Source organism: Acinetobacter sp. UBA2581, from assembly GCF_002339435.1.
Lineage (GTDB): Bacteria > Pseudomonadota > Gammaproteobacteria > Pseudomonadales > Moraxellaceae > Acinetobacter > Acinetobacter variabilis.
In genome coordinates this window covers 1-21,401 of sequence record NZ_DDLD01000050.1, presented here as the reverse complement: position 1 = coordinate 21,401, position 21,401 = coordinate 1, and the positions used below count along the sequence as shown (strand labels likewise).

The 21,401-nt window shown below is 43.1% G+C and carries 18 protein-coding genes; 10 read left to right on the top strand and 8 right to left on the bottom strand.

Features of this window, described 5'->3' with window-relative positions; translation table 11 throughout:
- Nucleotides 1-12: 12 nt before the first annotated feature.
- The 3 genes from B3Q46_RS05915 to tusA form a co-directional block, all read right to left on the bottom strand.
- Entirely contained in the window at nucleotides 13-1,131 is a 1,119-nt protein-coding gene (locus B3Q46_RS05915) for a hypothetical protein (RefSeq protein WP_005232466.1), read from the bottom strand.
- Nucleotides 1,128-3,917, bottom strand: coding sequence for a type VI secretion system Vgr family protein (locus B3Q46_RS05910; protein ID WP_005232468.1), 2,790 nt, complete (start codon nucleotides 3,915-3,917; stop codon nucleotides 1,128-1,130). Before B3Q46_RS05910 ends, B3Q46_RS05915 begins: the two co-directional genes overlap by 4 nt.
- Nucleotides 3,918-4,161: 244 nt before the next feature.
- Nucleotides 4,162-4,422, bottom strand: a complete 261-nt coding sequence (gene tusA, locus B3Q46_RS05905; protein WP_004781744.1) for a sulfurtransferase TusA — start codon at nucleotides 4,420-4,422, stop codon at nucleotides 4,162-4,164.
- Between the two features lie 201 nt (nucleotides 4,423-4,623).
- Between tusA and B3Q46_RS05900 the strand changes: the two genes are divergently transcribed.
- Both B3Q46_RS05900 and lnt read left to right on the top strand, forming a co-directional pair.
- The gene (locus B3Q46_RS05900; protein WP_004781742.1) at nucleotides 4,624-5,463 is read left to right on the top strand and encodes an HlyC/CorC family transporter; all 840 of its coding nucleotides are present in this window, start codon (nucleotides 4,624-4,626) and stop codon (nucleotides 5,461-5,463) included.
- Nucleotides 5,460-7,019, top strand: coding sequence for an apolipoprotein N-acyltransferase (lnt, locus tag B3Q46_RS05895; RefSeq protein WP_005232470.1), 1,560 nt, complete (start codon nucleotides 5,460-5,462; stop codon nucleotides 7,017-7,019). The genes B3Q46_RS05900 and lnt overlap by 4 nt, the downstream gene beginning before the upstream one ends.
- 151 nt (nucleotides 7,020-7,170) lie before the next feature.
- On the opposite strand, the gene B3Q46_RS05890 is transcribed toward lnt, so the two are convergent.
- From B3Q46_RS05890 to gspF, 3 genes are all read right to left on the bottom strand, one after another.
- On the bottom strand, nucleotides 7,171-7,506 hold the full coding sequence (locus B3Q46_RS05890) for a hypothetical protein (protein ID WP_005232472.1): 336 nt from the start codon (nucleotides 7,504-7,506) through the stop codon (nucleotides 7,171-7,173).
- Between the two features lie 284 nt (nucleotides 7,507-7,790).
- Nucleotides 7,791-8,288 carry a type II secretion system major pseudopilin GspG gene (gene gspG, locus B3Q46_RS05885; RefSeq protein ID WP_005232473.1) on the bottom strand — a complete coding sequence of 166 codons (498 nt, stop codon included), beginning with the start codon at nucleotides 8,286-8,288 and terminating at the stop codon, nucleotides 7,791-7,793.
- A gap of 69 nt (nucleotides 8,289-8,357) precedes the next feature.
- Entirely contained in the window at nucleotides 8,358-9,563 is a 1,206-nt protein-coding gene (gene gspF / locus B3Q46_RS05880) for a type II secretion system inner membrane protein GspF (protein WP_005232474.1), read from the bottom strand.
- A gap of 149 nt (nucleotides 9,564-9,712) precedes the next feature.
- Here gspF and B3Q46_RS05875 point away from each other — a divergent pair, with 149 nt between their 5' ends.
- The 8 genes from B3Q46_RS05875 (at nucleotide 9,713) to B3Q46_RS05840 (ending at nucleotide 18,043) form a co-directional block, all read left to right on the top strand.
- Complete coding sequence (locus B3Q46_RS05875; protein WP_005232475.1) at nucleotides 9,713-11,935, top strand: primosomal protein N'; 2,223 nt, start codon at nucleotides 9,713-9,715, stop codon at nucleotides 11,933-11,935.
- Nucleotides 11,936-12,008: 73 nt separating this feature from the next.
- Nucleotides 12,009-13,865 (top strand): cation:proton antiporter, encoded by a 1,857-nt coding sequence (locus B3Q46_RS05870; protein WP_005232476.1) that lies wholly within the window; start codon nucleotides 12,009-12,011, stop codon nucleotides 13,863-13,865.
- A gap of 50 nt (nucleotides 13,866-13,915) precedes the next feature.
- The gene (hslO, locus tag B3Q46_RS05865; RefSeq protein WP_004781734.1) at nucleotides 13,916-14,791 is read left to right on the top strand and encodes an Hsp33 family molecular chaperone HslO; all 876 of its coding nucleotides are present in this window, start codon (nucleotides 13,916-13,918) and stop codon (nucleotides 14,789-14,791) included.
- A gap of 214 nt (nucleotides 14,792-15,005) precedes the next feature.
- On the top strand, nucleotides 15,006-15,455 hold the full coding sequence (locus B3Q46_RS05860) for a DUF2147 domain-containing protein (protein WP_159123420.1): 450 nt from the start codon (nucleotides 15,006-15,008) through the stop codon (nucleotides 15,453-15,455).
- Nucleotides 15,456-15,733: 278 nt separating this feature from the next.
- Nucleotides 15,734-16,195 (top strand): DUF2147 domain-containing protein, encoded by a 462-nt coding sequence (locus B3Q46_RS05855; RefSeq protein ID WP_005232479.1) that lies wholly within the window; start codon nucleotides 15,734-15,736, stop codon nucleotides 16,193-16,195.
- Nucleotides 16,196-16,383: 188 nt separating this feature from the next.
- A complete protein-coding gene (locus B3Q46_RS05850) occupies nucleotides 16,384-16,845 on the top strand; it encodes a DUF2147 domain-containing protein (RefSeq protein WP_286713948.1) in 462 nt (153 codons plus the stop codon).
- A gap of 511 nt (nucleotides 16,846-17,356) precedes the next feature.
- Complete coding sequence (locus tag B3Q46_RS05845) at nucleotides 17,357-17,686, top strand: chaperone modulator CbpM (protein ID WP_286713947.1); 330 nt, start codon at nucleotides 17,357-17,359, stop codon at nucleotides 17,684-17,686.
- A 93-nt stretch (nucleotides 17,687-17,779) separates the two neighbouring features.
- Nucleotides 17,780-18,043, top strand: a complete 264-nt coding sequence (locus B3Q46_RS05840; protein ID WP_004781728.1) for a YdcH family protein — start codon at nucleotides 17,780-17,782, stop codon at nucleotides 18,041-18,043.
- Nucleotides 18,044-18,204: 161 nt separating this feature from the next.
- Here the strand turns inward: B3Q46_RS05840 and pnp are convergent, their stop codons facing one another.
- Together pnp and rpsO are read right to left on the bottom strand one after the other, a co-directional pair.
- A complete protein-coding gene (gene pnp, locus B3Q46_RS05835) occupies nucleotides 18,205-20,292 on the bottom strand; it encodes a polyribonucleotide nucleotidyltransferase (RefSeq protein ID WP_171505581.1) in 2,088 nt (695 codons plus the stop codon).
- A 249-nt stretch (nucleotides 20,293-20,541) separates the two neighbouring features.
- Nucleotides 20,542-20,811, bottom strand: a complete 270-nt coding sequence (gene rpsO / locus B3Q46_RS05830) for a 30S ribosomal protein S15 (protein ID WP_004637724.1) — start codon at nucleotides 20,809-20,811, stop codon at nucleotides 20,542-20,544.
- Nucleotides 20,812-21,401: the final 590 nt, after the last annotated feature.

Here is a 21,401-nt window from a genome sequence, read left to right as displayed (position 1 = left end):
TACCTACTGAAATTAAAATAAAGTCCATTCTGTAAAAGCTTCCAACTCTTCATCATAAGCTTCAACTAATTTATATGCTCCATAGCCTCCCGCTAGACCGCCAATTATTACCCCCACTGTTGAACATATGGGAGACCCGGGGCCACAAATTCCTCCTGCAATAGCACCACCCACAGCGCCAGCTGCCACTCCTGAGCCTATGGTTGCGGCTTCTTTATAAAATTCCTTTTCTTTATTCTCAGCTGAAAAAATCTCATACCAAGCATAGGAAATTGAAATAACGACAATTACTCTGCCTAGTGGTTTCATATACTTTGCTGCTTTATCAAAAGTTCCATGGGATGCCCCTGATCCTTTAACTACACTATAAAAAACTTTATTTTTATCTGCTGTTGAAAGCGCCTGAAAATATGAATTTCTTGTACCTGTTGATGCTTTTACATAATGATCTAAGGTTTGTCTTGACTGATCTTTCAGTCTTTTCCATTTATCAGGATCTTTTAATTTCAATGCATAATATTCTAAGAATTGATCTAAGCTTTTAGCCGCTATTTTTTCTTTTTGTGATACTGCTAACGCGATTGGAGAATTCTTTTTCCTGGTCTGTTCTAAGATATCATTTCTTAATGTATGAGCCTCTTTCGAAGCATCTTTTACAGTCATTCTTCCATTTTCAACATCCTTTAAGTAATCATGACTCATTTTTTTAATTGCTTTCATATAAGCAATTCTTAAGGAGCTATCATGATCTAAAAAGTTATTACTAAAGTAAAGTGCTGTACCATGTAAGGCTTCAAGTGCTATTTCTAATTCATTTTTAACTTTAACAGGTACTTTATTTGATTCTGCTTTTTTTGTTGTACCTGTAGTTGATTTTAATTTATATATCGATTTATTAAATTCGCCATTTTCTAGTGCGGGAACACGCACTCTGGCAATTTTTGAATTATTTAAAATTAACTCTACAAAGATTAAATCTAATTTATTGCAATTATAGATTTTGGTACAACCATTCGGACCAATTTTTCCTCCATAACTTTTTTGAGTTGTCGTATTTAGTAAGGTATAGCTTAATTTTGATAAAAGGTCTTTATTATCACAGGATACCTTTAAACGAGCCGTATAAGTCATTCTTCTAACTCCGATATCTCTGCATCGTATTTATGCACCATAACCGTATATTTTTCTTCTTTATTTTCTGAAGTAATTCTAATAATTCCATCTTTGGGAACCTCTCCTGTTCGTACATTCCCCTTAGAATCAATAAGACTAAAATTTGGAGAGCTTTCTAATAATTTATTGTCTATTTTATGTCGCACATCGAACTCTAAAATATAGGAACTATTATATGAGGCAGGAAGATAGGGAATATCATGTATTGTCTTTTCCCCTGATAAAAATTGATGCTGCCCTGCCTTCATCTCAAACTGACCACCCGTCATCGGCAAAATTCCGGCACTACTGATCTCAACTTGAGAACCGCCCGCAGTTAAAACAATTTCCTTCGCTGCTGTAATTTCGATCTGATCTTCAGTGGAGATAGTTTTGATACCTTTGCGTGCAATAATATCCATCCCATCATTTTGCGCCTGTAGTTCAACTTTGCCTTTTGCGGCATAAGCTCTTAAGCCTTGTTGGGCTGCAAACAAACTGACTTTAGAAGAGGCATGCCCAATAATATTTTTCTGCGAACTTAAATTAATACTGTCCGCTGACTGGTGGCTAATTTGACCCTCCGCAGACAAATGAATATCCTGCTGGGTACTCAGCGCAATGGATTTTGGTGCTGTCAGAATCATAATTGCCTGTTTAAAGGCAGCTGCCTTGTCTTGATCTTGCTGTTCAATTTTCTCAATAAAGCTTTTTAAATTTTCAAAGATTTCAAGCGGATCAGTTTGCTGGTTTTTAGCAACATCACTTAGCGCCTGGCTCATCTGCAAGCCTGATTCAAGCTGGCTTTTCGCTGGTTCAGCATCCATATGTGAACCGTCTGCGGCTTGCTGTTTATGAGCCGAAATCAATAACCCTTTACCTGCACGGACTGCACCCCATTGGTCAGTTCTAAGTTCAAAGCCTTCACCCCGTCCTTCATTTTCAGCCTGTTCTTTTGAATAACTTAAGTTACCCAGATTGAGCTGACTGGCAGCTTGACTACTATGTAACTGTATACTGATCTGGCCAGTCGTATCATCAAAACGTAACTGGTTAAAGCCTTGCCCCTGTACTTCTTGCGAGCGAATACCACTGAGTTTTTTGGTATCTGGTAGTTGTCCTTTTTGATCAAACTTCGTCGGAGAACGTTGGCCTTCATGAATCCGACCTACCACAAAAGGCCGATCAATATTGCCATCAAAAAAGTCGACGACCACAATTTCACCAATGCGTGGCAAGAAACGGACCCCATAACCTATACCTGCCCACGGGGTCAGAACATCTACCCAGGCTGAATCTGTATCACTGTCATTGCTGCCTGCGCCACCATCGTGAGCATGGTCATCCGGACGAGTGAACAGAAAACGGATTTTGATCCGCCCCCATTCATCCACATAAATTTCTTCATCTTCTGGCCCGACTACCTTGGCGCATTGCGGATAGGCCTGTGGCCGCTGCAATAAAGGTTGATACTCAGGAACCAAGTGAATATGGCGACGTTGCAAGACTAGCTGGTTGGCCTGACGCTCACCTGCGTCCTTGGATTCTGTCATCTGCCAACAGCTTTGCTGAATTAAAGCATGAACCTGCTCATTTAAGTCTTTAGGCAAATTATTTTGGTTATAAAATTTCCTAGAGATGATTAAAAATTCTTTATCTACTGCTGGATGCTGGTCAATTTCAGGATGCTGATCCAGCCGAAACCAGTAACCCACTTGGGCATCACGTACCGTGGATGTTGCTAAAAATTGTTTGGCCTGTGCATCATAGAAATACTGCAAATTTTGGTTTATTTTCTCGATTTGTGCATCCGAGGCTAGAGTTGCCTGATCTGCATGCCTGAGATCAGTGATCCATGCCGGACTGATGTTCCAGCCTTGTTCCAATGCCAGGCTGGCATTATCCTGAACCTGACTCTGCTGGTGCTTGCTTTGTACTGAACCTATGCCTTCTTCCTGATTCAAGCGACCGGCATGCCAGCGCTGGATATGTACAGCGGTCGGCTGCAACTGTCGTTCTGCAATAAAACTGGTCATGCTATCTTCTTGTTCAGTCGCACTGGAACGATGGAAACGGATCGCCCTGCGGCTTAAAGCTTGGTAGTGGCTATTGTCATCAATTAATCTAAGCTTTTGTGCTGCAATCGGTGCAGATGAATGCACAATTATAAGCTCAGACTCATCAATCAGCCAGTTAATCCCCTCACTACGCCATAAACGGGTTAAAAAGTCATAGTCGCTTTCATTCAACTGCATAGTAAAAGGACGCACATCATAAGTTTGCTGCAAACCGGATAAATCCAGCTTGAGTGCAGCCGCAAATAATGGACTCTTACCCTGCCATTCTTTGAATAAGATTTCAGTAATCTCTCGGACACTCTTGTCCATGAACACACGACTATTACGGCGTTTATGCCATAGCGACGTTGCATCTTCCAAGGTGAGTTTATAAAGCACTAATGCACCATCACTCTGTCCCTGAGTTGCTGCCGTAATAATTCCGGAACTGCGAAATAACTGTCCTTGATCTGTGACCTGATCTATCGCTACTTGAATTCCAATAAATTCTTTAAGGGGAATCAAGGTATTAGTCGACACACAAATCAGCTCAATTTTTAGTCCCTGATTCAGGACATGTTGGCCATCAATACGTTGCAGAAAAACTTCAGAATTAAGTTTTTGATGGGAAAACTGAACAAGCAAAGCACGCTTCTGTGCGCTAAGACCCAATTGCTCTAATACTTGAGCGATATGATTTTTTATCATTTTTAATTGTTATAAATATTTTTGCGGCATTATAGTGAATTATTTATATCCAGCCTAGATTCATTGGTCTGGCCATGGTTCCGATTCATCACTGTAATTCTGGAAGAGGCTTTAATATCAAATTTTTATTTTCTGAAAGTCAGGAACTTCAAGCAGATCAAGTATTCAAAAAAAATAGCTTTCTTTTCATTTTAATCTTTCAAAAATATGGGCAAATGAATCACTCATCTACCCAAAAAATCTCTTAACCGCCTTTTTTCACCAGATAATGGAACTCTTTATTGCCATTTTCATCCAGACGTTCTTCTTGAAGCAGCAGTTCATGGCCAAGGTGCATACAAAATTTTGGAATATCCCAGGAAGTTGAATTATCCGTAGCAAAAACTTCAACTACATCACCAGCTTTAGACTTACGGATGGCTTGATGCAACATCATGACTGGCTCAGGGCAGCGTAATCCACGGGTATTCAATTGCAGGCTTGGCGTAATTTCGGCTTCAGACATCGACAGACTCAGGAATTCAAGATCAGCCTTATTTTAGCATAAAGCGGCTATCGCATTGCAGCCCGCGCTTTGAACCAATTCACAAAACCATACTGACCCGCGCGATCAAGTCTGCGCAGCATAATTACAATAGACAAGCGTATTTTCTGCGGTATGATAAAATCACGTTTTTTTAGATATTAAGAGTCTTTAGGAAAGATCATGCACGAGGAATCAGGCCCGTCGTGGGGTATGCGCGGCTTACGTAAATGGCTGGGAACTGCACCCGAAACTCGCGACGAACTGCTAAAATTAGTACAAGATTCACGTCGATTTTTAGAACCCGATACTGTTGCAATGCTGGAAGGCGTATTGGATCTGCCAGCCACCAAAATTCGTGAAGTCATGACGCCAAGAACGTCCATGATTAGCTTGCAGGAAGATGACCAACTTCTGGAAATTCTGCATGTTTTAGTTGAATCTGCGCATTCGCGATTCCCTGTGTTCTCATCTGACCAACCGGATAATGTGGTTGGTATTTTGCTGGCCAAAGATCTGCTTCCTTTCCTGACCGAGCCTTCTTCCAAAGTCGATATTCGTGCCTTGATGCGTCAGCCGCTGTTTGTGCCGGAAAGTGCGCGTTCGGATCAGGTTCTACGTATGCTGAAAAATACCCAGACTCATATTGCGGTAGTGATTGATGAGTACGGTACAACTTCAGGTCTGGTGACCCTAGAAGATATTCTCGAAGAAATTGTGGGTGAAATTGAAGACGAACATGATATTGCTGATGAAGAAGCACAATATATTGTTCCAGACCAAGACCCGAAAACAGCCAATACATGGGTAGTACAAGCGCTGACACCAATCGAGCATTTTAACAATATGCTGGATGCCAATTTCTCCGATGATGAAGTTGAAACCATGGGCGGTTTGTTATTACAAGAAATTGGTTTGGTAAATGATCTGGAAGGTCAGACGATTGAACTGGAAAACTGGCAATTTACCATTCTTGAGGCAGATTCACGTTCTATTCGTTTAATTCGAGCTGTGCGCCAATGAGAGCATATTTCGATAAGCTATTAAATCCAGCCCAGCAGCAAAAGCAGTTAGCCCTGATTTATCCCGTATTGATTGCCTTATTTGCCGGCGCTATTTTTAGCCTGGCACTGGCACCTTATCATTACTGGTGGCTGGCGATTCTCTCTCCTGCCTTACTGTATGCTTGCGTCCGTGGTCGTAGTGCGAAACAGGCCTTTGGCATTGGCTGGGCTTATGGGATTGGATTATGGTTTGTGGGTGCATTCTGGCTCTATACCTCTATTCATGTATATGGCGATACCAGTGCTTTCCTGAGCGTAATCATGATCCTGATCATGGCGATCGTCATGGGACTGTTTACTGCGCTTCAGACTTTTATTTATCGTCGTTTTTTCCCGGAAACACCTCTTACCTTCGCACCACTTTGGGTGATCTTTGAATGGGCCAAAACCTGGGTATTTACCGGTTTCCCATGGTTATTTGCAGGTTATGCTTTTACTGAGCTTTATCTGGATGCCTATGCGCCTTTATTTGGTGTATTTGGGGTGTCCTTTGTAGTGATTGTTCTGGCCTGTGCACTGGTTGAAATCTTAAGTAAACGGGTCTTCTGGATCGTTCCTTCTGCACTCTTGTTATTGGGTGCTTGGGGCGCAGCACAACTGACTTTTGTGCAAGAAAAAAATGAAAAGCCGCTCACTGTTTCTCTGATCCAGGGCAATATCCCCCAGGACCTGAAATGGTTAACTGAATATCAGGTAAAAACCCTGCTGATCTATGCCAATCTGAGCAAGACCGAATGGGGACGTGACCTGATTGTCTGGCCAGAATCTTCGATTCCGATGTTCCAGACCGACATTGAGCCTTTTTTGGATGCGATGAAAGTTCAGGCAGAAAAATCTGGAACAGCTTGGGTCACAGGTATTCCGTTCTGGGATCTGGCTGAGTCACAGGAAGCAGGCACGCCAAAATATTACAATAGCATCATGGCCACTGGTGATGAGTCGAGTGGACTTTATAAGAAGCAGCGTCTGGTGCCTTTTGGAGAATACATTCCACTCTCTGGCGCACTCAGTTGGGTACTTCCAGCTCTGCAAAACGACCCTTCGGTAAGTGGTTTTTCGCGTGGTGCGGATATCCAGAAACCATTAAATGTGAAAAACCATCCTCTAGGTGCGGCAATTTGCTATGAAGTGGCTTATCCAAACCTGACTCGTCGTAATGCAAGCCAAAGCGATTTTCTGGTGACCGTATCTAATGATGCCTGGTTTACCGGCACTGCCGGTCCACAGCAACATTTACAGATGGTGCAAATGCGGGCCAAGGAAAATGGTCGCTGGTTTATTCGTGCCACCAATACCGGGGTAACCGCGTTCATCGACCACAATGGTCATATTGTGAAACGTGCACCTATGGATAAAGAAGCTATACTCCGCGGTGAGCTCCCCGCCATGCAGGGTGAAACGCTCTATATGAAACTCAGCGACTGGCCAGTGCTGATTTTCTCCGTATTGCTCTTATTGCTGGGCTGGCGCTTCCGTCCACGTAAAGTGGATATCAGCTTTAAGTCGAGAAGATAATTTCTCTCAAAAGTTTCCCCTTTGCAAAAGGTGATCCATATATGGCGCAAGAGGGAGTTAATTTTCTAAATCCTTCCCGGCCTCCCTTTTTAAAAGGGAGGAACTATAAAAAAACCGAGGTTCATGCCTCGGTTTTTTTATCTATATGTTATTAAAACTGGATCACCAGATAAGACAACATGCTCGCCAGTGACAACATTGGAATATAACGATAGATCTGAACAATACCATTTTCAAATGCAGAGGCCTGTTCCTGTTCAAACTGTACGACCGATGCTTTTAATGCTGACCAGAAGCATAGTACGAATAAGGTACTCATCATGCTAATGGCAAAGAAACCAACCATAATCTGGCTGCTGCCTTCAGTGGTCTGCCATAAATGCAAAATTCCCTGGCTGGCTGGAAGAATGCTTAAAACCAAAAGAACAGATTTCAGCATCGACCAATGAAACTGGTTTATTTCATCCGACAATATTAATGCTTTCATACCATTCTCCTTTGGCTAAAAAAGGGCCATTAAGAATATTATGAGCTATTTTTTGTAAATAGAAAGGCTATATTTATTCACATTTTACGATAATTGTAATAGATAAATATGGGAATAATTCTTATTATAACTATCAAATCATTAATATTATACTAATATTATTAAATTCAGTTACTTATATTATATTTTATGATTGAGAGTTATTATCACTTCACCTAGTATTGAAACAACCAATCAAGTGAAGTGATATATTCAATAACTCACTAATTTATAATAATTATCAATTAAGGTTGGTAATAAATATCAGCATCAGTTCCTTCGCCACCTGCCTGTCCATCGGCACCAAAAGAGTACAAATCAAAAGCACGACCATTGGTTCCTGGAATCACATATTGCAGGTCATTATCCCAGCTGTCTTTCGGATAACCCCCTTTCACATAGCCACCTGGCAGCCAGTTCTTCGCTGTTGCCGGCTGATTTACCAGTGCATCTAGACCACCTTCCTGCATGCTTGGATATTTGCCATTGTCCAGCTTATATTGATCCAGTGAACCCGCAATACTCTGCAATTTGATGACTGTGGTATCCACTTTAGCCTTTTCACCGCGTCCCATTACATTTGGAACAATTAGGGCCGCAAGCACACCGAGAATAACAATAACCACCATTACTTCAATCAGGGTAAAACCTGAGGCACGATGTGCACGTAACTGGCTCACACGTACGGTAGGTTCAACAGCTGTAGTTGAAGGGTCTATGGCTTGATTTGGATTCCTTTTCATTCAATATCTCTCATTCATCTTTAGAAAGTTCAGGCACTTTCGATTCTTCGTAGACGTTACACATGTTATTTAAATCATATTATTCATATTCACGATTGGCAGCATCACCGCGATCACAATTACTAGCACAATACTGGCCATAAGTACTAGCATCAGCGGCTCCAGAAGCGCGAGTAATGTCGAAATCAGCGTGGTCACTTCACGGTCCTGCATGGTCGATGCCCGTTCCAGCATACGATCCAGCTCCCCCGAGGCTTCGCCACTTTTGATCATTTGTACCATCATCGGGGGGAAATAACCACTACGTTCCAGCTGGGTAGCCAGGTTCCCCCCTTCAGTGACTTTTTCAGCAGCCAGATTAACCGAATCCCGGATCACCCAGTTATTACTTACCGCTGCTCCGATGCGTAAGGCATCCACCAGTGGCACACCAGACTGGGTTAGAATTGATAAGGTACTGGCAAAACGGGCAGCATTAATGCCACGTGATAATTTTCCGAATAAAGGTAGTTTCAGAGTTAGACGATCAAAAGCATAATGCCCAGCGGTCGTTCTTAAAAAACGTACCAGCAGAAAAATACTTGCCGCACTCCCTATCAACAAAAATGGCCAGGCGATCCGGATAAAATCGCTGGCTTTCATTAAAGTCACTGTAATCCACGGCAAGGCATCTTTGCTTTGATCAAAGGTCTTGACGATATCCGGTACCACATAGGTCATTAGACCCATCACAATCGCAAAAGACATCAAGAGCAAAATAATCGGATAGATCATCGCCCCTTGAATCTTTTTCTGCATGGCGAAGCGGTTTTCGGTATAGTCGGCTAACTGATCCAAAATCAAATCCAAGTGGCCAGAACGTTCACCGGCCGCAATAGTGGCAATATACAGTTCCGGAAAACGTCCAGACTGTTGCAGTGCCTGAGCCAAGCTATGCCCTTCCAGCACCTTGGAGCGTACTGACATCAGCAGATTTTGCACATGAACTTTTTCGCTCTGCTTGCCGACGGCGCGAATGGCTTCTTCTAGCGGAATTGCGGCAGCGACCAGTACCGAGAGTTGCCGGGTCATAAGGGCCAGATCATAGGCAGTGATGCTTTTTTCAAACCATTTGCGACGGTAATACTGGTCTTTTTTCTCAACCGGATCTACGGACACCGGAATCAGCGCCTGATCCCGAAGCTGTTGCCGGATTTGTCGTGCTGAATCCCCCTCAAGCACGCCTTTTTGCTGCTTCCCTGAAGCGTCAAGCGCAGTAAACTGATATGCAGGCATTGTAATGCTCTAATTTTCCAAAATTTTGCTTAACGCTGTTGCGTCAGACCATCAAAATCATTCATATTCTTCAATATAAATTATCTGCTCACTCTAACATAACTGAACTTTGAGCACGACGAAATTTCATCAGGACCCACTCTGTTACTATGCCAAATTCTGTTCCCGTTACTGCCCCTGTTTATCGTGTTCGTGTTGCAGTGCCGGTGCATCTGTTTGACTGTTTTGACTATAGCTTGAGTCAGGAACAATATCAGCAGGCAGAAGTGGGTGCCCGAGTCGCGGTTTCTTTTGGCCGGCAAAATCTGGTCGGCGTGATTACTGAAAAATTACCGCTAGATGCTCCGATTGATCCGAGCTTCAAACTGAAAGCCATCACCGAGCTCTTAGATGACCGTGCCATTATCAATTCCCAGGTTTTAAGTGTATTGACCTGGTCAGCACAGTATTACCAGTTTCCTATCGGGGAAGTGATCCAGACTGCTTTGCCGACCTTATTGCGTCAGGGCAAACCTTATAACCTGCTGGCCCGAAACTGGAAATTGCTGGATCATGAGGCTGAAGCCAAGGTTCGCCGTTCCGAGAGGCAACAGGAAGCCTATCGGATTCTAAAACTGCATCCGGTGGGAACAACTGAGAATCTCTTAAATCTGGCCGGAATAGAAACAGCGACTTTAAAAGCGCTCGAAAAAAAAGGGATTTGCGAATGTGTCCTGGAAGCACAGGATTTTAGCCCGCAACCTGTACAACTGGCCCAGATGCCATTAACGGCCAATCCGGAACAAAAACATGCGATTCAGCAAGTGCTGAAATACCGCAAGCAATATCAGGCCTTTTTACTCGATGGCCTGACTGGCAGCGGTAAAACTGAAGTCTATCTTCAGATCATGGAACAGGTACTGAAACAGGGCAAGCAGGTACTGGTACTGGTGCCTGAAATCGGACTGACGCCACAAACGATTAGCCGCTTTCAGTCCCGTTTCCATTGTCATATTGCCTTGCTTCACTCTGGCCTGAATGACAGTAAACGCTTACAAGCCTGGCAAGCCGCTGAAACCGGTAAAGCTTCCATTGTGCTTGGCACCCGTTCTGCGATTTATACACCGATGCCGAATCTGGGCCTGATCATTCTGGATGAAGAGCATGACCTGTCTTTTAAACAGCAGGAAGGCTTTCGCTATCATGCCCGTGATGTGGCATTGTACCGGGGACATTTACAGCAATGTCCAGTACTCTTGGGTTCGGCAACACCCAGCATTGACAGTTATGCACTGGTGCAGCAAGGTAAAATGCAGGTACTGGAACTGAATCAACGCGCGGGTACAGCGCTGATGCCAAAAATCCATATTCTGGATTTAAAAGTCGCGCCAAAGCAGCATGGCATCAGCCTGCATCTGATTGAAGAAATCAAAAAACGCCTGGCCAAAAAAGAACAGGTGCTCATTTTTCTGAATCGTCGTGGTTATGCACCCGTATTGATCTGTGGCAGTTGTGGTTGGCAGGCGCAGTGTCCGAACTGTGATGCCAATTTCACTGTGCATCGGCAACCTTATCAGCATCTGCATTGTCATCACTGTGGCACCATTCATCGTATGCCTGAACAATGCCCGCAATGTCAGCATCAGGAGCTGGCCACTTTAGGCATGGGCACTGGAAAAGTTGAAGAACATCTGAATGAGCTTTTTCCAGATTCTGAAGTGATCCGGGTCGATCGCGACTCGACCAGCCGGGTGGGTAGTTGGCAAAAGATCTATGACAAGATCCAGAAAAGTGAGCCTGCGATTCTGCTCGGCACGCAGATGCTGGCCAAAGGCCATCATTTTCCTTATGTCACGCTGGTTGCAATTTTGGATATCGATTCTGGTCTGCTCAGTGTCGATTTCCGGGCCACAGAACGTACAGCACAATTGATCGTACAGGTCGCAGGTCGTGCAGGACGTGGGGAACATAAAGGGGATGTATATTTACAGACCCTAAGACCTGATCATGCGCTGCTGAATACCTTAGTCACTGAAAATTACCGCGCCTTTGCCAAGCAGACTTTGACCGAACGGCAAATCGCCCAGATGCCTCCTTTTCGTTATGCCGTGCTGATTCGCTGTGAATCCAAAGATCAGGCACAAAATACCGAATTCTTACAGAAACATGCTGCCCTGCTCAGGCAATATCCCGATCTGGTGCTGGACATCTGGGGTCCCATTCCTGCCCCGATGGAACGCAAGGCCGGACGCTATCAATCTCATATGGTGCTATTGTCCGCAGACCGTGCCCGTTTGCATTATTATGTCCGTAGCTGGTGGCTAAACCTGTTACAGGATAAGCCATCCAATATGAAGCTGACACTGGATATCGATCCACAAGAACTCAGCTAAAATATTGAGACCATCTTCATTTGATAAAGGCTCAACTTTAAGACTGGATGAAAATAAAATTTAAGGCGGAAAAATGTCGATACTGTTACAAATAGCGCTGGTTCTGGCGATTGCACTGTTAATGGTGCCACTGAGCCATAAACTCAGACTGCCAACAGTGCTGGGCTATTTACTGACAGGTTTAATCATTGGGCCGAGTGCCTTAGCGCTGATCTCTGCTCCTGAGGTGATGCAGACTTTTATTCAAATCAGCCTGTTAGCCCTGATGTTCTGGATTGGTCTGCAACTCAGACCACAACGAATTCTTCAGCTTGGGCAACCCCTGTGGTTTATGGCCATTTTACAGGTACTGAGCACGGCCCTGATTTTGAGCCTGCTGGCCTGGTTCTTTCTCGATCAGCATCTGGTTTCCAGCATTGTCATCGGACTGGCCGGCAGCCTCTCTGCCATGACGTTGGTGACCCAGTTTTTAAATAATCAGCAACAACTGGCGACCAGTTATGGTCAATCCGCTTATGCCAACACCCTGATTCATGCACTGATTGCAATTCCTATCATTGCAGCGATTCCGCTTTTTGCTGGGGTCAGTTCAACAGAACATGGCATAGCTTATTTTGCTGCCATGATGGCTACCTTTACTGGCTTATTTCTATGTAACCGCTATTTCATGCAGCCGCTCTATCGCTGGATTGCCAAAAGTGGTCGTCATGAATTGCATAGCATTGTTGCCATTGTCATTTTCCTGAGCTTACTAGTCCTGATGGATACGCTGGGATTGAATCTGTACCTCGCGGCATTATTTGCTGGCATGTTACTGGCTGATTCTGATTTCCGGATTTCGGTCGAAAAGAGTCTGCAGCCTTTTAGCGGATTATTGATTGGGCTGGCTTTTATCAGCCTGGGCATGTCATTGCAGTTTGCCGATATACTGACGCAACCCGTATTGATTATTGCCGGAACACTTTCGCTGATCCTGATTAAATTTGCGATTACCTTAGGATTGGCACGTTATTATCAACATAGCTGGCGCAACAGTACGCTACTCGCCGCCAGTGTGGCACAAAGTGGTGAGTTCGCTTTTCTGGCACTCATCATTGCACTTTCGCAGCAGATCATTACTCCAACCCTGCTCTCCCCATTGATGTGGATGGCAAGTTTATCCATGCTACTCACACCGGCATTTTACTGGTTATTACATAACCAGATTCTGCCACGACTGGATCGGCAAAATCATTTGGCAGCGACCTTTGACATTGAAAGCCTTCCACCAAATACTGCACCAATTTTATTAATCGGTTTTGGCCGTTTTGGCCAGATCATTACCCGTATTTTGCTGCAACAGCAACAAAAATTCAGTGTCATGGACAGCAATATCGAAGCAACTGAATTGCTCACCTCTTACGGTATTACCTTCTATCAGGCCAATGCGACTGAGCCAGAGGCTTTAGCTCAGGCACATCTGGATACGGTTCAGCATGTGATTGTCGCCATTGATGATATTGAAGATTCACTGCTGACCGTCCGGCATCTGCGATTAAATTATCCTGATATGTCTTTATGGGTACGGGCACGTGACCGGCATCATGTCCATCTACTTCAGGAGCTGGGCGTGGAACGAATCTGGCGAGAAACCTATGCTTCTGCACGAGAACTCAGTCAGTGTCTGCTAGGTCAGCTGAGCGGACTGTCTGAAGAGCAGGCGCAACAAAAGATCCATGAGTTTCATACTCACGATGAAAACCTGCTCAATCGTCAATTTCATCTGGATACGGAGAGCCCGTTTAATTCTGCAGGCTCAAGGAATACACTGGCAGAACTGGAGTATCTTTTTGCTCAGGATCAGCTAAAAAAAATACCAGAACAGGATACGGACACGCAACAGGACAACAACGCTTCAGGAATTGATGCCATAAGAGATGATCTGGCATAACTTGTGTTTTACAATAATGCCACCATTAAAGCAGGGTTATGGAGAATTTTATGTCTGATTTACGCCAACGCTTTTTTATTGAAGATAGCCCTGTTCGTGGTGAAGTGGTGCATCTTGAAGAAGCTTTACAAACAATTTTGGCCCAGCGTGACTATGCGCCTGCAGTAAAAATCCTGTTAGGTGAAATGCTGAGCGCCACTGCACTATTGGCCAGCACCCTGAAAATTAAAGGGCGTATCAGCCTGCAAATTCAGGCTTCAGGCACATTTAAATGGGCAATGGCTGAATGTAACCATCGCGGTGAAGTACGTGCACTGGCGGATTACGAAGAAGATCCACACTTTCAGGCAGCAGAAGATAGCAGCACAGTTTTAAAATCACTGACTAATCCAGTGCTGTTTATCAATATCGAGCCTGAATTTGGTGAGCGTTATCAGGGTATTGTTCCGCTTGATCAGGAAAATCTGGCTGGCTGTCTAATGCAATATTATGACCTGTCTGCCCAGATTCCGACACGTATCGTGCTGGCCAGTGACAACAACCGTGCAGGTGGTTTGCTGATTCAATTGCTACCGCGTAACAGTGAAGAAGAACAACGCCGTGTCGATGAAGACTTATGGCCACGTCTGACCATGCTGACTGAAACATTAAAAACAGAAGAACTGGTCACTCTGGAGGCCAATGAAATTCTCTATCGTTTATATAACGAAGAAGAAGTGCGCTTACCAGAAGTAGAACATTTGCAGTTTGGCTGTACCTGTTCTAAAGAACGTTGTGCGATTGCCTTACAGCAGATTGGTGTAGAATCGGTTCGTGAAACTTTAGAATTCCAGAATCCAATTGAGATGGACTGTCAGTTCTGTAATAGCCGTTATATTTTTACGGCTGAAGAAGCTTTGAGCCTGTTTGGTGAACACCTCAGTTAATAACCTCCCCTGTTCGGCTCAAAAAAGCACTCAATATTGAGTGCTTTTTTCATTTTATATTTTCATAAAATATTGACCAAAATTTCTCATATAAAAAGACAAATGTACTTAATTTCAAGCTTGCCACATGATTAAAATTTGCACACCGATAGAATCAGAAGATCAACGGTATTTTCAAAGTAAAAAAATCAAAAAAATAAGTGGAAGATTTTAAATGAAATTTCGATATTTAATGGGTGTGATGTTATGTGCTGTGCAGAGCTTCAGCTATGCAGCCGAAATCACGGGGACATGGAAAGCCATTGATGACAAAACAGGCTATGCACGTGCTGATGTTGAAATCAGTAAACTCAATGATGGTACTTATCAGGGTAAAGTCGTTCGTATCCATGCTATTCCAAATCGTCCTGCACATACCCATTGCTCTAAATGTAAGGGGGCACTGAAAGACGTACCTATTCTGGGTCTATCTGTCTTATCAGGTCTAAAACCAAATCCAGAAAAGAAAAATGAATTCGTTAATGGTTCAATTCTCGATCCACTAACCGGCAATATCTATAAAAGTAAGGCAACGCTGAATTCCCGAGGCAATGTGCTAACGCTTCGTGGCTATGTAGGTACACCCATGCTCGGACGTACAGTGTCTTGGGTGAAAGTCGAGTAAATCTCATGTTTTTATAAATTCTCATCTGTAAGCTGTCTGACCAGATCAAAGGCTTGGACAGCTTAAAATCATTATCTTTATCTCACTCCTTATCACAAAAATATTCACCCACCCTCATCAGGATGAATGAACGTAAATTTTAACTCATATTCATTTTTCTTAATTTAATGTGATTATTGACTGGTATTTAGTGTATTTTTCACGCTATATTAATCCCATAATTTTTTTATGCCTTTAAGAAATTAAATATATTTTCAATAACATGGGGTAATGTGGCAATGAGATTCAAACTGCTTTGTTCTATCATTCTTACAGCAGCAAGCACCATCAGTCTATCTGCTTTCGCCAACAGTGACCCATTACTTGGCCACTGGAAAACCATTGATGACCGTACCGGTTATTCCCTGGCAGATGTGGTGATTAGTAAGGATGCTCAGGATCGCTATATTGCCAAAATTGTGCATGTCCGTGAGATTCCAGGGGCAGCTCGACAGCAAACTTGCACCCTATGCAAAGGTGCATTGAAAGATCAACCGCTCATCGGACTCACAATGCTTAAGGGACTGAGTAGTCATCCCGACCATAGCAATGAATTTATTAACGGCACTCTGCTCGACCCGGTTTCTGGACAGCTTTATCAGGCCCGTGCCCGCCTGAAAAATAATGGCAGGCATCTCGTCATTCATAGCCGTGCTGAAGGTGCACCGGTCGGACGCAATATGACCTGGATTAAAAACTAGTTTCGAATTCAGATTATTAAGAAAAGCTCCTTAGGAGCTTTTTTATTTTTAGGTCATGTGATAATTCACATGAATTTATTAATTTTATGCCAATCTCATCACATTTTACGCTATTGATTTTGTTACATTTTATGAATAAATTAGAGTAATAAATCTAATACGAATAATCATTGATCAACAGGCATGTTATGAAGAAAATTTTAAGTCGCTTAATGATGGGGATCACATTAGCAACAGCAGCAGGTTTAAGCCTTGCGTCTGAAGATCCACTACTGGGGAAATGGAAGACTATCGATGATCAATCCGGTTATTCTCGTGCTGATGTTGAAATCCGCAAAAAACCAGATGGTAGCTATGAGGGAATTATCGTAGAAACTCGCAGCCTGCCAGGTGCAGAAAAACTGGGAATCTGTAGCAAATGCCCAGGACAGCTTAAGAATAAACCATTTATTGGCTTGCCATTTATCTGGGATTTTAAGGCAGACCCAAAAAAACCTCGCGAATTCCATGATGGCAAGGTACTTGATCCAATCAGCGGCAAAGTTTACAAAGGTAAAGCGCGTTTAAGCGCCAATGGCAAACGTCTGACCCTGCGTGGTTATGTAGGCGTTTCGGTTATTGGACGCAGTGTGACCTGGATAAAATACTAATTTTTGTCAGTTTTCCATGCCCCTGTTTCAGGGGCTTTTTTAATGGTTATGATTTGAAACAATTAAGTACAAATAAAAACTGTTTCCCTTAGCCCAAACTCATAATAATGAATTGAAGACGGTTATTTTTTATTCACACAATGATCTATCTTCAGCTGCAATTCAATCTGCTACGGACTCTGGAACAGAGTATCTATGCAACATGTATTCCTCAATTGATAGGCATGGGTAAATGTGTGTTGCAAACAGAGGATGGTTTGCAAATGACAGATAAAACTATAAAAACAGATGCCCGCCTAGATCTTTGTTTTCCTGCTCAGACTGAGCTGTTCAGGTTCAAGCAGGATTTCCATAGGATAGGAGTTCCTCTTCTAGGCAGGATGCTGGTTCAACTAGCATCCCATACCGTTAGGGCACAGCGCAGCGGCCATAAAATATTATGGCATTCCCCTACTTCAGGACGACCTTCCTTTCTGAATGTCTCAAGCCTGGCTGTTTAAGGAGTAGAGCTATGACTACAATTCAATATAGAGAAAACTTTTCCAACGGTTATATCCCCTCTGAAATCATGGATGATCGTACCTTTGATTTGTTCCACTTTTCTGAAGCATGTGGCCAAAGTCCGGAATGGGTAATGCAACTTATTGAACATGGAATTTTGCCGAACCGTTCTAAAACGCCTCCTGGTACCTTCCTCGGGGAAGATATCACCCGTGCACAACGCGCTTACCGTTTGCAGCGTGATTTTGATGCTTCCTTTAGTGCCGTTGCCATGATGCTGGATCTGATTGATGAAGTGCAGGAATTACGTCGTGAGGTGAAACATCTGCATTTCAAGTAATGCCCTTTAATGTCCGGTCTGCATGAGTTAGATCAATGCGGACTAGGGCATATTTTGCTTTTTTCTTTTATTTTTTGAGTGATAAATATCCCTATGAAAACCAAAGACTGCAATAAAAAGATCAAATATATGTTCCCAGAATACCGTGATTTAATTGTGCAATTACGTGAGGAAAATCCTTACTTTGCCCGACTGTTTGAGGAACATAGCGAATTGGACAAACAGATTAGCCAGCTTGAACTCGATCCGGTCAATCATATCAACGATGATATTGATGCAATTAAACGCAAAAAACTGAAATTAAAAGACGAGATTTATCGCATGCTGAAAAACTCTGAAGCCGATCCGCTTACCTGAATGGGAACAAATTTCTCAACCAAGCGTATTTCCATATAAGGTTTAATCATCTATTTTTATAGAATGTGATTATTAAATGTATTTCGGTTCTTAAATAAAGAATCTGTCCAAATAAAAAAGCCCGCATGATGCGGGCTTTTTCAGACTTAAAAGTAATCGAATTATGCTTGTTCGATGTCTTTCATTGTCAATTTAATACGACCACGGTTGTCAACGTCAGCAACCTGTACTTTCACTTCCTGACCTTCTTTCAATACGTCAGCCACGTTGGCAATACGTTCGTTAGAGATTTGAGAAATGTGAAGCAGACCGTCAGTACCTGGCAGGATGTTCACGAACGCACCGAATTCAACGATACGAATCACTTTACCAGTGTAAATAGTGCCCGGCTCAACTTCAGCAGTCAGCGCCTGAATTTTTGCAATCGCAGCCTGTGCAGCAGCTTTAGTTTCACCAAATACGCGTACTGTACCGTTATCTTCGATGTCAATCGCAGCTTTAGTTTCTTCAGTGATTTGACGGATAGTCGCACCACCTTTACCAATCACGTCACGGATCTTGTCAGGGTTGATGTTGATCACTTGGAAAGTCGGCGCGTGCATAGAAATTTCTGGACGAGCACGTGAAATCACTTGATTCATCGCGTTCAGGATGTGCATACGACCTGCATAAGCCTGGTTCAATGCAACTTCCATGATCTCTTCAGTAATACCTTCGATCTTGATGTCCATTTGCAGCGCAGTAATACCGTTGGCAGAACCCGCTACTTTAAAGTCCATATCACCAAGATGGTCTTCGTCACCCAGGATGTCAGAAAGAACTGCGAAACGTTCGCCTTCTTTCACCAGACCCATTGCGATACCCGCAACTGGTGCTTTAAGTGGAACACCGGCATCCATCAATGATAGAGAAGCACCACATACAGACGCCATTGAAGATGAACCATTAGATTCAGTAATGTCAGATACGATACGGATCACGTACGGGAAGCGGTCAGCTGCTGGAAGCACAGCTTGAACACCACGACGAGCCAGACGACCATGACCGATTTCACGACGTTTAGGACCAGACTCACGACCTGTTTCACCTACAGAATATGCAGGGAAGTTGTAGTGAAGCATGAAGTTATCAGTTTTAGTACCGGCCAGGGTATCTACCATCAACGCATCACGAGTATTACCCAGAGTAGTAGTTACCAATGCCTGAGTTTCACCACGTGTGAATAATGCAGAACCGTGAGCGCGGTCTAATACGCCAACCTGTACATCAAGGGCACGAACAGTTTTAGTATCACGACCATCAATACGTGGTTTACCAGACAGGATGTTGTCACGTACGGTACGGTATTTAAGATCTTCAAATAATTCGTTTACGTCATCAGCAAGACCAGTTTCGTCGCCTTCTGGAACGAACTGAGCGAGTGCTTCTGCTTGAAGTGCATCAAGTGCTGCATAACGGTCTTGTTTCACCGCAATGGTATATGCTTCAGAGATTTTCGCTTCGAATGCTTCTTTCAGTTTTGCACGAAGGTCTTCGTTTTTCTCAGGAGCAACCCAAGTTGATTCTTTCGCACCAGCTGCAGTCGCGAATTCTTTGATTGCTTGGATCGCGATTTGCATTTCATCATGACCGAACAATACTGCACCCAGCATTTGGTCTTCTGAAAGTTCTTTCGCTTCTGATTCAACCATCAGTACTGCAGATTCCGTACCTGCAACGACAAGATCAAGATCACTTTCTTTCAATTGTTCAAAGCTTGGGTTTAGAACGTATTCACCGTTGATCAGACCCACACGTGCCGCACCGATTGGACCACGGAATGGTGTACCTGCGATCGCAAGTGCTGCAGAAGTACCCAGCATTGCTGCAATGTCAGCTTCCATAGTCTTGTCAGAAGATACAACAGTCGCAGTCACCTGGATTTCGTTATAGTAACCTTCTGGGAACAATGGACGGATTGGACGGTCGATCAGACGTGAAATCAGCGTTTCAGCTTCAGATGCACGACCTTCACGTTTACCGTAACCACCAGGAATACGACCAGCTGCGTATTGTTTTTCTTGATAGTTAACAGTCAGTGGGAAAAAGTCTTGACCTGCTTTAGCAGTTGGTTGAGCAACAACAGCAACCAATACAGTTACGCCGCCCATAGTAATCAATACAGTATTGGCTTGACGCGCAACACGACCTGTTTCTAGGACAACCTGATGTTGACCAAATTGGAATTCTTTACGAACAATATTAAACATCGACATGTTTTATTTTTTCCTGATTTTATTCTAGTGGAGACCCCTAAGGTTTGGCATTCACGTCCAAATGGACGGGTAAATGACAAAGCTTAGAAGCCGACCTCACCAGAAATAAACACTATTTTTAAACACAAAGAAGGAGCGAACATTCGCCCCTTCCCCTGATCTAGCCAAAGGCTAAACCGACTTTAGTTTTCAGCAATAAAGCACAAGGCATGCAATAAACCCGAAAATAAAGTTTAAATCGAATTAACGACGTAAACCTAAAGCACCGATCAATGCAACATAACGACCGTGGTCTTTACCATTTAGGTAGTCAAGAAGCTTACGACGTTGGTTAACCATACGGATCAGACCGCGACGGCTATGATGGTCGTGTTTGTGCTCTTTGAAGTGACCTTGTAAGTCATTGATTTGAGCAGTTAAAAGAGCTACTTGAACTTCTGGTGAACCAGTGTCGTTTTCAGCGCGAGCAAATTTAGCAATGATCTCTGCGCGATCTGCGTTTGTTAAAGCCATTCGATTTCTCCGAGATGCTTATATATCTTGATAAAAATCAAAGTAATGAGAATTCAATACATTGACTGCCGTGCATCACTACAGCAAGTTGCATATTTTAAGGGAAATTGCGTCAGATTGCAAAAATAGATCATGAATTTTGATAGTTTTAGCTGCCAGATGTCTTTGCTTATTTACTGATATGAAGAAATCCCATATGGTTCAATTTACACATAATTTCAGGAATTGGACTTGATCTGGCTTACGAATAGCTGTTTAGATAACTGCAGAAATTAACTGATCTTTTTATATTTAAAATATTTCTGGTCGCGCTTAGAAATAAATGATAAAAAAAAGCCCGAGTAAACTCGGGCTTTTTCGCGCTGTAGTTTCTTCTATTATCATTTTTTATTTATTGTTTTTTTTAGTGCGTTTTACGCTTTATTATTTTCAAATCTTCCTGACTAAAAATAACTTCCTTGTGTGGTAGATTTTGCCATATTGTCGAAATGCTCATAGAGGCATTTATCCTCACTCGCTGTAAGCCATTGCGTACAAAATTGTCATCGAAATTTGCAAAATATTACACTTATATAGGACTTACGCATTGA